General features: G+C 40.7%; 11 protein-coding genes. 5 read left to right on the top strand and 6 right to left on the bottom strand.

Annotated features, from left to right (window positions below; all coding sequences use genetic code 11):
- Positions 1–13: 13 nt before the first annotated feature.
- Together HZC31_05185 and HZC31_05180 are read right to left on the bottom strand one after the other, a co-directional pair.
- Positions 14–814, bottom strand: a complete 801-nt coding sequence (locus tag HZC31_05185; protein MBI5002755.1) for a S1 RNA-binding domain-containing protein — start codon at positions 812–814, stop codon at positions 14–16.
- Positions 815–830: 16 nt separating this feature from the next.
- On the bottom strand, positions 831–1016 hold the full coding sequence (locus HZC31_05180; protein MBI5002754.1) for a 30S ribosomal protein S27e: 186 nt from the start codon (positions 1014–1016) through the stop codon (positions 831–833).
- Positions 1017–1128: 112 nt separating this feature from the next.
- On the opposite strand from HZC31_05180, the gene HZC31_05175 reads away from it, so the two are divergent.
- The gene (locus HZC31_05175) at positions 1129–1695 is read left to right on the top strand and encodes a hypothetical protein (GenBank protein ID MBI5002753.1); all 567 of its coding nucleotides are present in this window, start codon (positions 1129–1131) and stop codon (positions 1693–1695) included.
- A gap of 277 nt (positions 1696–1972) precedes the next feature.
- On the opposite strand, the gene HZC31_05170 is transcribed toward HZC31_05175, so the two are convergent.
- Together HZC31_05170 and HZC31_05165 are read right to left on the bottom strand one after the other, a co-directional pair.
- Entirely contained in the window at positions 1973–2236 is a 264-nt protein-coding gene (locus HZC31_05170; protein MBI5002752.1) for a ferredoxin, read from the bottom strand.
- Between the two features lie 54 nt (positions 2237–2290).
- Positions 2291–4273 (bottom strand): serine/threonine protein kinase, encoded by a 1983-nt coding sequence (locus HZC31_05165; protein ID MBI5002751.1) that lies wholly within the window; start codon positions 4271–4273, stop codon positions 2291–2293.
- A gap of 72 nt (positions 4274–4345) precedes the next feature.
- On the opposite strand from HZC31_05165, the gene HZC31_05160 reads away from it, so the two are divergent.
- On the top strand, positions 4346–5089 hold the full coding sequence (locus HZC31_05160) for a lytic transglycosylase domain-containing protein (protein ID MBI5002750.1): 744 nt from the start codon (positions 4346–4348) through the stop codon (positions 5087–5089).
- A 16-nt stretch (positions 5090–5105) separates the two neighbouring features.
- On the opposite strand, the gene HZC31_05155 is transcribed toward HZC31_05160, so the two are convergent.
- Together HZC31_05155 and HZC31_05150 are read right to left on the bottom strand one after the other, a co-directional pair.
- Positions 5106–8795 (bottom strand): hypothetical protein, encoded by a 3690-nt coding sequence (locus HZC31_05155; GenBank protein ID MBI5002749.1) that lies wholly within the window; start codon positions 8793–8795, stop codon positions 5106–5108.
- 1 nt (position 8796) lies between these two features.
- Entirely contained in the window at positions 8797–10092 is a 1296-nt protein-coding gene (locus HZC31_05150) for a hypothetical protein (protein ID MBI5002748.1), read from the bottom strand.
- Between the two features lie 100 nt (positions 10093–10192).
- Here HZC31_05150 and HZC31_05145 point away from each other — a divergent pair, with 100 nt between their 5' ends.
- The 3 genes from HZC31_05145 to HZC31_05135 all read left to right on the top strand — a co-directional run bounded on the left by HZC31_05145 (position 10193) and on the right by HZC31_05135 (position 15859).
- Positions 10193–12181, top strand: coding sequence for a bifunctional (p)ppGpp synthetase/guanosine-3',5'-bis(diphosphate) 3'-pyrophosphohydrolase (locus HZC31_05145; protein MBI5002747.1), 1989 nt, complete (start codon positions 10193–10195; stop codon positions 12179–12181).
- Positions 12182–12555: 374 nt separating this feature from the next.
- Entirely contained in the window at positions 12556–14844 is a 2289-nt protein-coding gene (locus HZC31_05140; GenBank protein ID MBI5002746.1) for a hypothetical protein, read from the top strand.
- On the top strand, positions 14816–15859 hold the full coding sequence (locus tag HZC31_05135; GenBank protein MBI5002745.1) for a M23 family metallopeptidase: 1044 nt from the start codon (positions 14816–14818) through the stop codon (positions 15857–15859). Before HZC31_05140 ends, HZC31_05135 begins: the two co-directional genes overlap by 29 nt.
- Positions 15860–15925 lie beyond the last annotated feature (66 nt).

Raw genomic sequence — 15925 nt, 5'->3', positions numbered from 1 at the left:
GAAAGACGAAAAATTAAACAGCAGCGGCTGCTTTTTTCTCTTCACGAGTAAAAGTCACAATTCCTTTTCCTTTTGGAACAGAAGCTTCAACTGTAGTGATAAGTTTTGTGAGAATTTGTTCCGCGCTTTTGTATTCTTCACTGCGCACAAGAATGTTAAAGTTTCCAGCGCCAAGATAAGAAAGCGTCACGTGTTCTTTGTCTGTCGCAAGACCCGCGAGAAGCGCTGTTTTCACAATCTCCACGCCACCAGAAGCGTAACTCTGTAAGAATAATTTTCCGCCAACATACACTTCTTTAGGCTTAAAGCGCTGTTCGATAAATTCATGAAGTGTTTTGATGTACTGGCTAGGAACACCAACATCTTCAAGAGTAATTTGACCTGTCGCGACGTCCTGAAAGCACTGATGAAGATAGGTATATTGTTTAGAAAGAGGAGTGTATATTTCAAAATAGAGCTGTTCTGGTTTTTTCTTAAGCTGTTCAGCGATAGTTTCGATAACTTTTTCTGCTTTCTGCTCCTGTTTTACTTCTTCAATTTTCTTTCGCTTTTGGTTGTCGTTGACTCGACGGAGAGAAAGATCAATAAAGCCGCGTTCACGATTCACGCGAAGAATAACGCACACGACAACTTTATCTTCTTTGACAAAATCACGAATGTTTCGAATACGACCAGGAGAAACTTCACTGATGTGAATCATGCCGGATTTATCGTATTCGTCTAATCGCGCGAAGACAGAGTGGGACTGTACTTTTGTGACAGTACAAAGAACAAGTTCTCCTTCTTCAGGATATCCAGTGCGTCGATAAAACATGGTATTCTAAAACCTCTTACTCGAGAACTTCGAGAATCCGTGCTTTAATGTGCGATTTACCGCCGGATGGTTCAACAAGTGGTTTTGCGCAAACAAGGCATTTCACGCTGGTCGCGCTTTTGCCAAAGGTAATTTGCTCATTCTTGCATTTAGGACAGCGAATCTTAACGAATTTGCTGGATGTTACTCGTGGTGCTTTCATATATAACTCCTCCGTATAAAGTTGAATAATAAGGGAAACAAATTACTTCTTTATAAATGTTTAGGGAGCTCCCAACAAAAAGTATATATAGTGCCAAACATCAAAAAAACATATGAAAAAGAGAATATTTTATTTTGGAGCATTTTTATTCATGACAATATTTCTTGCAAGTTGTGCATGGTTTGGCGCAGAAGAACAAATTGAAGTTCCTGTGGGGATTGACGCAACTTCTGTAGAGTATGAATCATACGCGTCATGTGTCGAACAGTGTAGTAGCTGTGAAGAAAATTGTTTGAACTCCGCGTATTATGTCAAGGCGTTACAGGAAGCAGACACAAAAAGTTGTGCGCGAATCGTAAGCCAGACGTTGAGACAGGACTGTGAACAAACATTGCTTGCGACAGAAGCGGTTGAGCAATTAAATAAAGAAAAGTGCATGATGCTCACTGAAGAAGCAGTACAACAAACATGTCTTGTTCATGTTGCCGCGGAAGCAGCAGTCCAATCAAGTTCTTCAGAGAAATGCAGTGAAGCGCCAGATGTTGAACGCTGTGAAAATATTTTCTATAAAGACATGGCGCAAATCAATAATGATACCAGCTACTGCGATAATTTAGAGAATGAAGAAAAGAAAGAAGTGTGTTATTTGCTTGTCAGCGAAGAAGAAACGCAAGAATAATTCTTTTTGTTAATGAGGTTAATTGTTGTAATTTTCTTAACACGTTTTTCATAATACCCCATTGCAATGCTTCGCGTTGCAACGGGTCCCCCTGACATTTTTACTTTTGCAGGTGCGTGTTTTGGAGTTTGTCGTTGCCTAGTATCATCTGTAATCGCCATACTACTTTATTGTCAGGGGGACCCAATGCTCCAAAGGAGCATTGGGGTCTTTACTAGGAATTAATGTATTAAACAGAAAAGAATAATTACAGAAAAAAAGAATTAATGCAAATAAATCAAATAATTCTTTTCTTATTTTCATCTAAAATATGAATGCAATTCACTGGACACGCGTCAGCGGCGTCTTTATTTGTCTGGAAATCTTTTTCTTCAATATCAAGAAGTTCTTGCTTAATTTCATCGCCTTCTTTAATAATTTTTGCGCCTTTGACATCAGATTTGCCATCTTCGCTCATCACCCAGAATTCTGGGGAAATTGCTTCGCAGGCTGCGCAGCCAATACAAGTGGGACGATCATGATCAATAGTATATTTTACCATAGCAAAGAAAATTCCAGTACTCTATTTAAAGGTTATGAATCGAATCTAGTAAAATTAAAAAGAACACGGAACAAAACCAAAATCCGCATCAGCAGTGCATTTTTCTGAAAGCACATGATACGCTTCTTCTTTTGATGTAAAAGAAGAAGTATTTTTACCAACGCCACCCATTTTAACCAGGAGCGCGTCTGATTCTCTACTACTCCAAAGACTTGATGAATAACCTTCTTGAAATGCTTCTTCTGCTCTGTACTGATACACAAAAGCGTGCGCAAAATCACGACGCTTTTCAAACTGGTGCGTGATTTCAGCAAAAAAGGCATACCTGTTTTTTGCAAGCTTTGCAGCAGCTTCATACTGCTGAAGCGCGAGAGGGATTTTATCTGAATCATTTGTCTCAAACAAAAAGCGAGCATACTCTCGATGCACTAAAAAAGAGCGAGAATACGTACGAACAAGCGCGGCGTATCTCTTCTCTTTTTCATCTGATGAAGAAAGCGAACGAACTAAAACAAGTTCCGGACATTCTGGATAGTTTTTCTGAACAACGCCAACAGTACAAATATCTCGAGACAAAAAATCAACAGTAGTAGGACCATCTAAAATATAAAGATCTATTTTCTGACTGTACAGAGCCAATTCCATAGGATTATACTCTCCGAATTTGGTTACAACTAATTTTCTTATTTCAGCAGCCTCAGAAACTAAGCCTAACTCATAATATGCCTCAAGAAGCGCAGAGGGGGGTTCATAACGCAAGGGATTGTCTTTTTGCAATGCTTCAAGTTTTTTTGCTGCCGCGACAAATTCCGCTTGGTCAAGAAGTTTTTTTGCTTCACCAAATTCTAAACAAAAACGATATGCCAACGGATCTTTATATCGATCTCGATCCATATGATATTTTTCAGGATGATTGCAAACATCCTCTGGATCAACTCCTTGCTGAATTCGCGGATCGCGCTTGACTTTTCGATTATCTGAAAAAACAGTAGGAATATATTGCACTTCTGTTTTTGTTTCAACAATAGGATCTGGTTTTTGAAAATAAAGAAGACCCCCTGTACTTATGCCCAAACATCCGAGCGCGGCGAGAAAAATACCTCCAACTACAGAACCAACACTCAAGCGTGTTTTTGGGGGTTCCAGTTCATGTAAAAGCGCGGTGACTGACTGGTAACGCTGATCAGGATTATATGAAAGACACCTTTGAATAATAGCTTTATATTTTTGCGGAATTTGAGGATTTCGTTGAATGCGAATTTCCAAACCAGTATAAGATGCAGGAGTACGTACCATTTCTTCAAGCACATCTTTACTTGAATGAGGAAATGGATGTTCTCCAGTCCACAGTTGGTACATCAGAATTCCGAGTCCCCAAATATCAGTTCTTGCAGATAATTCCCCACGCTGTATAGATTCCGGAGCCGAAATTGTCCGTGAAGAAATATTTGCTGCAGCAGAGGCAATGCCCTGTTCATCACAAGGAGTCACAAGTGTATAATCACCCAGTTTTGCAAGAAGAGAAGACTTTTTTGTTTGAGAATGAGTAACCATTATGTTTGGTGCACGAATATCATTATGAAGATACCCACGCTCATGCATATGCTGAACGCCATGACAAATTTGTTTGATAACCCCATCTATTTCTCGTGGAGAAAAGTCTGACGCATGCTCCAGTGTCGTTCCTTGCACCCATTCCAGAACAATGAATTTTTGACCAGTAAAATCTCCCTCAAGAACAACACCCTGCCTGTAAAAGCGAACAAGATTTTCATGCTGAAATGCGTCTGCGAGCGATTCGTTTTCCTCTAAACCTTCTGAACGAAAAAGCGCATACGCCGCGTCTCCTCTGCCCCCTTCAACGCGATCAAGAATCTTTATTGCCCTATCTCGTCCAGACGAAATTTCTCGCGCCTTATAGACAATGCCAAAATTTCCTCTTCCTGCTTCCTGAACGATTTTGTAGTCAGGAATTTGTATCTCTTCTTCTAAACCCATAATCACAAGAAGGAGAGAAATTCGTTTTATAAAGCTCATGGAAAAGAACTTCTTTTTTGATGTACCTAATAAGGAGTAACTTTTATAAATGATTATTCTGTTCTTTCTAAAATGGTAAAAAGAAGCATGGTATGGGGGTTCCTTTCTTTTCTAGTAGGAATCTCTGCGAGTACAGCATATATTGCTCACCAAAGAAAGCAAGTGCCAACCGTTCAAGATGTTGTTGACAAAATAGAAACCATGACAACATATTGCCCACGAGCGCCAAATGAAAGCCAGTATGATGTTTTTCTCGAGGATGCAAGTAAGGAATATAATCTTGACTGGCGATTCGCGAAAGCAATTCTGATCAAAGAATCCCATTTTCAGGAAGATTTGATTTCATCAACAGGAGCTGTTGGTCCAATGCAGCTCATGCCAAGGTCAGGATCGTATACGACAGAAAATTATATTTTTTATGTAAAAGCGAGAGCGTCCAAGGAAAGAACATATAATGGAAAGACGACAGAAGAATGGGCGGCGCTTTATAAACAAGATCTTGAAATACTTATCGAAGAAGGACTAAAAGAGAAAGATACACGCTTTGATCCTGCGTGGAATATCAATGAAGGAGTACGACAATTAGCAGGAGAACATCAATTTTTTCTGAGTGAAACAGAGAATCCGTATTACGCAAAGATTTTTGCTGCTGCCGCGTATAACGCAGGAAGAACAGCAGTGCTTCGCGGAACAACGCACATTCCTGTGAATAAACAAACAGAATATTACGCGCCAGAAGTTCTTCAAATTTATGACGCGCTTGTAGAAGGAAATGGTCGACTTCGATGGGAAGATTGCTGGCTTTTAAAATTGTAATTCTATAATGAACTCATTAACTAACCGAATAAGTGCATCTTCCTTGAACAGCGGTAATCTGCCCGCAATATTTAATTGCTGTTTGTACATATCCATTGTTTGGAGGAACAATCGCGTAAGGAGGGTCTACTTTGCCTTCACCTTTTGTCTGTTTCCAGTCTTGGCGTGCAAAAGTATAAACTGCGGAATTCTCAAGAGCGCCAGAAGTGCAACTGCTTAAATCCGCGTGAAGATACGCGCAATCATTTCGCGCGGCTTCTGCGTCAAATGCGACTCCTTTATCCTTTGCATATTCCTGAAGTGTAGTAATTGTATCTTCCCCATAAAAGCCATCAACATTATCTTTTTCACCATAGCCTAAATCTAAAAGTTGTGACTGAACAGCCGCGACCATTGGAGCGTCTTCACCCATGTGATGCGCGGCAGCGACCATACCTAATTTTTCTTCATAAGGAAGATCTCTTCCATCATGGTCAACAGCGTATCTATCCCACGCCTGCGCAATATTTCGCTGACCATGTTTAACTCCTCCTTCAAGAGTAACAAGTTCTTCAGGACCTGTGTAATCATCAACACCTAATTCTTGTGCATTTTTTTCCGCAAGTTGATCTTGTGTTTGGAGAACACCGTAAGAACGAGTCGGACTTGTTCCTATACCTGTTTCTGCAATGAATGATTCAGCAGCCATCTTCACTTGAGAACCAGTGCTTTGTGTTTCACCCCAATACGATTCGATCATTCCAAGCGCAATCGTTGCTTCAGTAAGATCATCTACATCATCAGGAGGAATACCATATTCACGTACCCGTTCTTTGGAAGATGCTTCAACAACGCCATAAATATCTCCTGCAGTAGGGAGCCAACGTTTTTCCATATTCACGACAACAGTATCTTCTGGAGGAAGGGTGTTCGCGCTCGGAAGCATAAGAACATCTCCATTCCCTTTCCAATTGCTTGGAACGTTATTGATTTCTCTCGTCAGTTCAACCATTGCTGGAAGATCTTCTTCAGAAACTCCTGAAGCGCGAAGCGCGTCAGCAATATCTTCGTCATTATCCACAGCAACAGCAGTTGTCCCTGCAAAACGGGTTGCTGCTTCTTCTGTTCTTTCCGTGTCCGGTCGAACATGTTCATAAAGCGACATAGTTTTTGCGTTGTCTGAAAGGAATGTACCATAATCAACAACTTTAAACGGCTGTTTATCTCGTGATCCTTCATGATACATCTGCGCAATCATGGTTTTTTCAACAACAACCTGATCTCCTTGATTCAGAACAATTGGACTTCCCACAACACCTTTCGTAGAGTCGTAAGAATAATACGCGCCATTGCTGTAAAGTGCTCTCTGGCCATTTATCCATACAGGATAACCGCTGAGGAAATCACTGCTCACTCCAAGTTGTTTTTGAAGATACGCAACAGGATCAGTCCCTGCTGTAGAAACTGTATATTGTTCAGATTCTTTTCCAACAACACGAGCGCTGTGCGTTGCCTGTCTTCCATCAGTGCCTTCTTCATATGCTTCTTTCAAAAAAGTACTTTTCGTGTAATAAAAGAAAACAACATCGCCTTCTTCAAAATTATCATAATTATAGTCAACCTGTTCTGCGAGTCGTGAATCTTTAAATGCCATGTCACCAGCAGACTCTTTCCAGTAGAGAGAAGTTCCTTCATGACCTTGGATGTTATGAGACATTTGCCAACTACTGCCATATTCCCCAAGATAGACAGCGTAATTATCCTGCTGAGAGCCATACGTCGTGTACATTCCTCCTTCAACTTTTGCGTAATCTGTAACATACGTTGCGCACTGTGATTTTGAAGGATTAATATTACCAAGAGAAAGCGGACAGGATGCGCGAACAGTACCGCTCACGACTGCGTCATTGACACTGTATGTTCCATCATCAATGCGTGTCGAGAATATTTCACAGTAAGAATTTCCAATTGCTTGACCAGTGATATCTACAGAAGTATCGCAAGGAGCGTGACTCGAAAGCGTGACAGGGACACTCAATTCAGATTCTATGATTGCTGCAAGCTGCCGATCCGCTTCACCATCTTGAATCTGCAATCTCTGTCCTTCTATCTCTAAATTCATATCGCCTGCTGTCGTCACATCAAGGCCAGTTTCTTCAAAGTGAACAACAGCAACTCCACCACTCTCTGGAGTTCCCATATCAAAGACAAGGGTAGGAGGATTTTGATCGTGATTATACGTCATCTGGAAATACGCGGTTGTATCTTCTTGTTCCCAGCTTCCATCAGGAGCAAGATATCCTGGATCACCTGGATTTAATTTATTTTGCTGATTGTAACTATTTTGCCAGGAAACAACAGCTGCTTTTGTCCCAGAACCATATTTTCCATCAGGAGTAGTACCCACAATTCCTTGAATAACTTGAATTGCTTCATAATCTGCTGTCCCTTTCTTTGGGTAGTCTCCTTTTCCATAAGATCCATCTTCGGGAATAGGGAGAAAGTTATCATTTTCAGGACCAGATTCGCTTTGCAATGCGTATTGCGCGCCTGCGTCAATTTCAAGACGATACGAATGATCGTAGCCTTCAAGCGCAGGAGCGGCTTCTGCGATAACAACTTTATTTGGATCAATAGTTACTTTGTCTTCAGGTGTCCCTGAAACAATATCTTCAGCAGCCTCAAGCCACTCAACAACATAATCAGTTGGATTTTCCCACCAATGTTCTGTATTCAAGTTGAGAAGAACTTGTTTTCCCCCATTTGCTTTAATGACATACGCCTGCTCATTGAGCGCTTCTTTCTCAGCATTTTTTGTGTTCGGATGCACTTCAAGTTTTTTTCCTGCGGGAACATAAAAATCATCATACACATAACCTACATCAACAGTAATTGTTCCTGTAAGTTTATAATCCGGATAATCAGTAAGGACAGCATCTTTCAGTTGGTACGATTGATCATCTGGGTCATAAATAACATGTCCTCTTCCCTGAAAATCAAGCGCGCCAAACTCTCCAGCATCAACAATAATATTTCCTTCTTTCCCAACCCAAATGCTTGACGCGTCTTCTACATCTAAACCATTGAAAGAGCCAGACTTCATTGCAATATCGCCGTTGCTATTTTGTGTAATTGTTCCTTCAAATTCAATCAACCAATCCTGTGGATAGTGACGAGGGATGAGAACAATCTCTCCGTCACTATTGACCTCAAACGCATAATCAGACGCGAACTGTTTGAGATTGATTGCGCCATTTTCTCCAACAAGTGTTCCATCAACGTTGTATTTTTCAATGTCCCCGGAAATCCCAATCTCAACACCTTGACGATACATATAATCAGCAAATTTTCCTTTGTATTCATTCACGTTATCAGAATCTTCACTAAAAAATCGCTCCGCGACAAGCGCGGAAGTTGCGTCTGCGGTGGTAAAATCCGTTGAAGCGACATACGTTGCTGCAAATTCAGGATCATATCGACGAGTTAAATACAAAGCAGCCTGTGTTCTATCCGCGTTCAAGAGCTTCTCAAAATCATCAGGGCTTGGATCAGAAACAAGGAGAAGATTTTGCATGGAAGGATTGTCCTGAAAACAATCTTCATACTCTGCGGGATCTGTACAAAGTGTTGTGCTTCCACCCGCATAAAGAGAGGGAAGAGAGACGAGCAAAGTAAGAACAAAGAAGAAAAAACAAACGGTTGGAGTCATATTGATTTTTGGTTTCATGTTAATAAATCACCAGCGTCATTAATTCTTCAGCAGTGCTCCCCTCTTGTGTTGTCGCAGTGAAGGTAATATCGTATGTTCCTTCTTGACCTGTAACAGGAGTAAATAATACTTTTCCAGAAGTAAGTCCAACATCAAAAAGCGTAGTATCATCAAAATAATACACTGTTTTATTTGTTTCCTCTGTAAGAGAGACAGTATAATTAAAAGATTGCCCCACTGAAGCCGCAAGCGTGCCGATATAAGAAAGATCAATAAAAGAAACAACAGGATTAATTTCAAGATAGAAAGAAGTGGAATCAAAATTTCCATCAGAATCTGTTGCGGTAATTTCAATAAGGTGTGTTCCAACACTTTCTTCATCAGGATAAAAAGAAATAATTCCAGATGAAGGATTTATGTCAAAAAGATCACTGTTGTCTGAAAAGGTAACAGCTGTTTTTGTTGCAGAAACATCGTATTCATAAGGATAGCCGATAACTATAGTTTGATCCGCGATAGGAAGAAGTCGCAAATTTTCTGTTTCAGAAGCAAGACCATATTTTCCAGCAAAAGAAAAGAGCGCGGTTGCGTCAGTGGACTCTTCTGTAAAGTTGATTGTGTAGACAATTGCGTAAAAATTATCAGATGAGACTTCTTCAGTCAAAACATTTTCAATTGCGCCCTGCTTATACTTCGTCAAACAGGTCATGCAAAAAATATTTCCTTTGCTTGATTGTTCTTCAGCAATTGCCAATGCAGTGGTGTATGCAGTGTAATACGAACTAGGAAGAGCGATTTCAATAGGAGTAATCGAAGTTGTAGAAGTCGCGTCAACAAGAGCGACGTGAGAAGCATAAAGAATTTCAACAGCATAATCAGTGAAAGAGACAGTCACTTCTTCTGTTCCTAATTCTTTAAAAGAATAATCCGATGATTCAGATGTTGAATTATAACATTCTTTTGTCCTTGAGAGAAGGAAAAGCTCAAATTGTGTAGCGAGTTCATCTTCAGACAAAGCAGTCATTGCTCCTTCATTGTAATAATAAGAAATAGTGGTAAAATAAGGATTATATTCTTCAGTATAAACAAGATAGCCAGAAGGAATTTCATAATATCCTCCTCGAGCCGCAAGAAAAGGAATACCGTGAATCGCAACGTCTTCAACACACTGCGCGATGAGCGCGTAGGCAACAGCTTGTGTTTGAGTCTCTGGTTTTTGCGTTTCAAAAGAAGTGAAAATAAAAAAAAGAGCGACAAAAAGTACAATAAGAACACCTAAAATTATGAAAATAGTTACCTGTCCTTTGTTTCGCACCACAAATCCCCTCTCTTTGAGTGTAATTTTGAGGGTTATTCTATATAAATCTTTGGAAAACTAAAATATTATATATCTCAATAGATTTACAAAAGACTCTATGGCAACAAGTATAGATATCGCTCTCGGAAGTGGAGATGCTGAAGAAACAAAAGCAACAGCGAAAACGCTTGACCAAGAAACAATCTACGAAGAGCTTGCGGAAAAAATAAAGGAGTACAATAATAAAGCGCAGCTTCGCCTGATCAAAAAAGCGCTTACAGTGGCTTTTGACGCGCATAAAATACAGACACGAGAAAACGGAGAACCATACATCACGCATCCGATAGAAGTCGCGCGAATTCTCATCTCACTTAAAGCGGATTCAGCGACAATTTGCGCGGCGCTCCTGCACGATGTTGTGGAAGACACCCCCGTCAAACTCTCCCAGATCAAAGAAGATTTTGGAGACGAAATCGCGATGCTCGTCGAAGGAGTCACAAAAATTGGCGCGATTCATTTTGATTCAAAAGAAGATTATACTGCGGAAAATATTCGAAAAGTATTGCTCGCGACAACAAAAGATATTCGCGTCATTCTTATCAAACTTGCGGACCGCCTTCACAATATGCGTACATTAAAATGGTGCAGTCCCGAAAAACAAAAACGGATTTCTGAAGAGACACTGCATATCTACGCGCCGATTGGACACAAGCTAGGCATTTTTAGACTAAAAGGAGAACTGGAAGATCTTTGTCTGAGATATCTCAACCCAGAAGTATACAAATTCCTCTCGCAAAAGATATCCTCAAAGCGAACAGAAAGAGAAAAAGCGACAGCGAAGATTATAGAAGATGTCCAAAAGTCATTAAATGAAAAACAAGTAGCGGGAAAAGTCTACGGACGAGCAAAATATTTCTACAGCATCTACAAAAAAATGCAGAAAAAAAAGCTGGATTTCGATCAGGTGTATGACCTTATCGCGCTGCGAGTCGTCACAAAATCTATTCCTGATTGTTACGCTGCGCTCGGTGTTGTGCATGATCTCTGGAAACCAGTGCCACATCGATTCAAAGATTATATTTCTGTTCCAAAATCAAATGGGTATCAAAGTTTGCACACGACAGTGATGAGCAGTTATGGAAAAATTATCGAAGTGCAGATTCGCACAGAGCAAATGCAGAATGAAGCAGAAGAAGGAATCGCTGCGCACTGGCGATATACAGGAAACGAACGAGACAAGATTTTCGACAAGCGAATCGCGTGGCTCAAACAGATTCTCGACTGGAAAATGCAGTCTGATGACGCGAAGGATTTTGTGGAAACACTCAAAGTTGATCTTTTCGAAGATGAGATTGTTGTCTTTACGCCAAAAGGAGATCCTATTTCGCTTCCAGTAAAAGCAACGCCTGTTGATTTCGCGTACATGGTGCACAGTAATGTCGGCGATCATTGTACGCAGGCAAAAGTGAATGGCAAAATTGTGCCGTTGGATTATCATCTCAAATCAGGAGAAGTCATTGAAATTATAACGAGAAAGAACGCTGAACCCTCAAGGCAATGGTTGAAATTTGCAGTAACACAAAAAGCAAAATCAAAAATTAGAAGCTGCCTGAAAATAGAAGCAGAAGATGATCCAAAGAAAGGAATGCGACAGGAAGAAGAAGTCAGCGAAGCGACACTTGTCAAATTTATTCGCATAGACGGAAAACCTGCGCCAGTAAAAATCTCCAAATGCTGCAGCCCGCATAGAAGTGATCCTATTCGAGGTTTCCTGACAAAAGACAAAAAGATCACCATTCATAAAAAAGAATGCGCGAACATTTACTCGTTGGATGTCACAAAAGAGCTTCCTGTTTCCTGGACACAGGAAGAAACAACGCAGCAGGCAACATTGATGATTGTCGTGCATGACAGAGTAGGACTTCTTGCGGATGTCATGAATCTTATGGCAGCAATGAAAGTGAATATCATTTCCATTCACACAAAAAACAAGAAAGATAATGTCATTATTAAACTCAAAATCCATGTTCCTGATGAAGCGCAGGTAAAAGATCTGAAAGACGCGGTCAAAAAGATCAAAGCGGTTCTTGATGTAAAGGTAAATTAGTCCAATATGTTTTAAGTTCCTAAACAGAGATCATTCTCATATTTGTGAGGAGACATTTTCTAATAACACAGACGCACCGCTCGCAGGGCATCCCAATCGCAGCAAGCTGCGGGGTATTAGCGAATTTTCTTAACGGAATTTGTGTTATTAGGCTCATGGGTATCGAATCCGTAGCAAGCTACGGGGTATTATTTCGAGCTATGCTCGTAATACTACGAACCGAAGGTTCGAAGTAAACCCATTCGGTAATAAGATTTTTTATGAGTATGGTGTAAAAAAAGAGTGAATGACATGCGCTTAATTAACCACTTAATCATGACAAAAATATAGGAACATTTATAAACAGCCTTCTTTTGCTACCAATTAGTGAAGAAATGGTAAAGAAGAAAGGAATAGAGAAAACTCCAAAGAAAAGTCCAACCTGGCGCGATCATGCTGTCAGCGCAGGGAAAGTGATAGGCAGCGCTATCAAAACAGGATATGTCCGCGCAAGAGACGCGACTGCAGCGTATACCACACCAAAAGTTGAACGTGCTGGTAAATATCTCTCTGAAAAAGCAGATAATGCAACAACAAGCATATACGAAAGTCTCGTAGCACGAGAGAAAAAGCTCTGCGAAAAACGAGTTCCACGATTCTACAAAAACCATAGACAAACACTTGACGCAGTAGTGATCGGAACAGCAGCAACAGTTAGCGGTGCAGAAGCAAGCGCGCAAATTCTTGATACTTCTTTAGTTACAGGCGGTGTTGCAACAGGAGCTGCGATAGCGTATGGAACACTCGTCGGAAGAATTGGTGAATACGTCAATAACAAATTTGGGTACAAAGCAGCTGCAGCAGTGTATAGTACAGGCGCGGTTGGAGCAGCGGTTGGATTGCATAAACTTCTCCATCTCGAAGAAGAAATCGCTTCAAAAGATTTTGTCATGGACACCATCCACAGATTCTCTGATTATGGAATGTTTGGAATCGCGCTTGCTGCAGGGTATTATGTCGGAAAAAAGATTCTGAACGCAACAACAGTCAAAACAAAAAACATAGGGAAAGAAAAGAAAGACACAGAGAAAAAAGCATTTTTCAAAAGAACAGGAAGAACTACAATGGCGCTTGCAGGGTTAAGCTACATTGTTGGGCATGGAGTTTATTGTGGATATAACGCGATTCCATCAGAATATCCCACAGACGCAACAAGACACGATGATATTGGGATGCGGGTTATAGTAAGCAAAAACGACGACAACAAAGATGGAAAAATAAATGATGGCGAATTAATGACCATTGACGTCAAAGCGACAAAAGCGGGAAATCATGTTGGAAAAGATCTTACTATTCGATATTTCATGCTTCCTTCAACTGAAGCGCAACCAACTGTTCCAAAAGCAGGAGCAAAGGATTTTTACGACGATTTAATCTATCTTGGCGAAAGAAATGATTTTTCTATTGATCAAAATGGGATAGCAGTTATCTCAGGAATTTTCGAATACGACGCGGGAATTGAAAACGCGTTTGTTCCAGACACCGCGATGATTAATCCGCTTGCGGGAAAAGATGCGCAAAAAATTGGAGATGACTTCAAATTTCTTGTTGAAGTATGGGACGGAAAGAAAAAAGTAGATCACAAATGGTTTGGAAGTGAAAAAGGAAGTGAGTATGTATTCACCTTTGAAAAAGAAGGAGAAAAAACAGAAGAGCCACAACCACCTATTGTTCGAGTTTCAGGAGACGGAAAAAAGCATGTCTTCATTTACAATCAAGCGCTGGGGAGCGGAAAGATGGAAGAAGAAACGCTTGCTGTCGTTGATTACTGGCATCCGCACACATACGAATTTGTTGCAGATAACAGAAGCACATTGCGTCTCAAACAACGCTGTTCTGAAAAACTAGAAGAAAAAATTATTACAAAAGCGCATGGACGCGGGGTGAAAGTATTACCCATGGTCAGCGCGTTCACAAAATCATTAGTACAGAGAATTTTGGATAATCCTTCCACTGCTGCGGATCGTATCGCAGATGCTATCAAAGAAGAAGGATATGATGGCGTTGCAGTGGATTTAGAAACAATTTCCTTAGGAAGTGAGAGTAGCGCTGCGTATGTAGAGTTTATGAGACGCTTGCGTCAAGAACTTCCTGCAGGCCAATATGAAATAGCGGTTGCAGTAAGTCCACGATTTGAAGGAAGTGAAAAAGCGGGCTACAAACATCACGGATTTTATGATTACCAAGGTCTTGCAAAATATGCGGATTTCTTACATATCATGGCATACGATTTCCACAAAGGAAGACGAGGAGCGTCTCCAGTATTGCCAAATGACAAAATAGATGACATTATCGCATACGCGCAAGCACGTGTCGCGAATGATCAGATTGTCTTCCTTATGCCACTCTACGGCTATGTCTGGACAAAAGGAGGAAGTGCGGTGGGAACAATCAGCGCGCAAAACAATCAAAGATATATTGATGCTGCAAAATCAACAGGATATTCTAATGGAGAACTGCGTATAGAAACAGCAGATAGAATAGCATATTTACAGGATTCAAAAGTATTTGAAGACAGATTACAATTGCTTGACAGTCTTAATGTGAATAATGTGGGTGGCTGGAGACAGACACACGGAACAAAAGGAATTTACAATGAGTTTGGGGAATGGAAACAACAATAAAATGGCACGAAGAGAAAGAGTAAAAGAAAGAACAATAAAACCGAGACGAGAGTTAAGTGATCTCATCTACGGAAATTGGGAAGCACTGCATTATGCTATTGGATCACTCATCCCTGCAACAATGTATGCGCTGGGTCTTAAAATTATGGAGACTCCATCTCCAGAGCTCTCAGAAGGAGAAGCAGTTGCAGCAGGACTTGCGGGAAGCTTTGCGCTTCGCTATGCAAGCATAGCTGTAGATTTCTTAATCCCCGAGATACAAAGAGAAAGTTACATAAGAAAAAATCAGCGAGAGATTGTCCAAAAAGTTGCGCGAACAGCGAGTGCGATAACTGCAGGAACTCTCCTTGCTTATGTCACTGATGCGCCTTTTCTCTACACAACAATATTATCCATTGCTTCTTTTATGACAGGAAAAACAGCAGCGGAAAAAATGCCAGAAATGAAATATAGCACGACAATTCCTGCGGGAATGCTTCTTCTTGGAAGTTGTCTGCATCTCAGTTTAACAGGAGTTGCAAGCACAACGACACTCATAAAAGAAAATATTACTGAAGGAAAAGATGAAGCAACGCGTGTTGAAGCAGAACCACAAGTAGAGTACACTGCAAAACCACCGTTTAGGATATGGCCTGCGCAATATGATACGAGACTCGTGAATTCTTGTTTTGGATATCGTGGAGAGCATGTTGCGCGAGGGAAAGGATCAAAGCATCATGGAGGTATAGATATTCAAGCGCCATGGCACACCCCTGTCCTGAGTGTAGGGAATGGTGTCGTTATAGATGTAGATGCAAAAAGATGGGGCAGTGTCACGATTGAGCATGGTGATGGAATTACAACGCAATATCTTCACATGGATGAAGTACTTGTTAAAGAAGGAGATCAAATTACTGCGGGAACACAAATAGGGCTTTCAGGAGGAAAAGGACCTAAAGGAAAGACATTGTCATCTCTTCGTCATCTGCATTTTTGCTCTCCATCTTATGAGATCAAGAAGCTTGTTCTGTCCTAAATGGAGATCAATCTCTGCTGCTTCAGCAGGAGTTTTCCCTTTGAGTTGTTGATGTGGATTAACAAA

The sequence above is a fragment of the Candidatus Woesearchaeota archaeon genome (genome assembly GCA_016214075.1).
Taxonomy (GTDB): domain Archaea; phylum Nanobdellota; class Nanobdellia; order Woesearchaeales; family DSVV01; genus JACRPI01.
This window is presented reverse-complemented; position numbering and strand designations above follow the sequence as displayed.

Bases quoted from the DNA above. Each gene is read 5' to 3' on its own strand.
- HZC31_05175 (MBI5002753.1), top strand. From the start codon at position 1,129: ATGAAAAAGAGAATATTTTATTTTGGAGCATTTTTATTCATGACAATA.
- HZC31_05170 (MBI5002752.1), bottom strand. From the start codon at position 2,236: ATGGTAAAATATACTATTGATCATGATCGTCCCACTTGTATTGGCTGC.
- HZC31_05160 (MBI5002750.1), top strand. From the start codon at position 4,346: ATGGTAAAAAGAAGCATGGTATGGGGGTTCCTTTCTTTTCTAGTAGGA.
- HZC31_05155 (MBI5002749.1), bottom strand. From the start codon at position 8,795: ATGAAACCAAAAATCAATATGACTCCAACCGTTTGTTTTTTCTTCTTT.
- HZC31_05135 (MBI5002745.1), top strand. From the start codon at position 14,816: ATGAGTTTGGGGAATGGAAACAACAATAAAATGGCACGAAGAGAAAGA.
- HZC31_05145 (MBI5002747.1), top strand. From the start codon at position 10,193: ATGGCAACAAGTATAGATATCGCTCTCGGAAGTGGAGATGCTGAAGAA.
- HZC31_05185 (MBI5002755.1), bottom strand. From the start codon at position 814: ATGTTTTATCGACGCACTGGATATCCTGAAGAAGGAGAACTTGTTCTT.
- HZC31_05165 (MBI5002751.1), bottom strand. From the start codon at position 4,273: ATGAGCTTTATAAAACGAATTTCTCTCCTTCTTGTGATTATGGGTTTA.
- HZC31_05140 (MBI5002746.1), top strand. From the start codon at position 12,556: ATGGTAAAGAAGAAAGGAATAGAGAAAACTCCAAAGAAAAGTCCAACC.
- HZC31_05180 (MBI5002754.1), bottom strand. From the start codon at position 1,016: ATGAAAGCACCACGAGTAACATCCAGCAAATTCGTTAAGATTCGCTGT.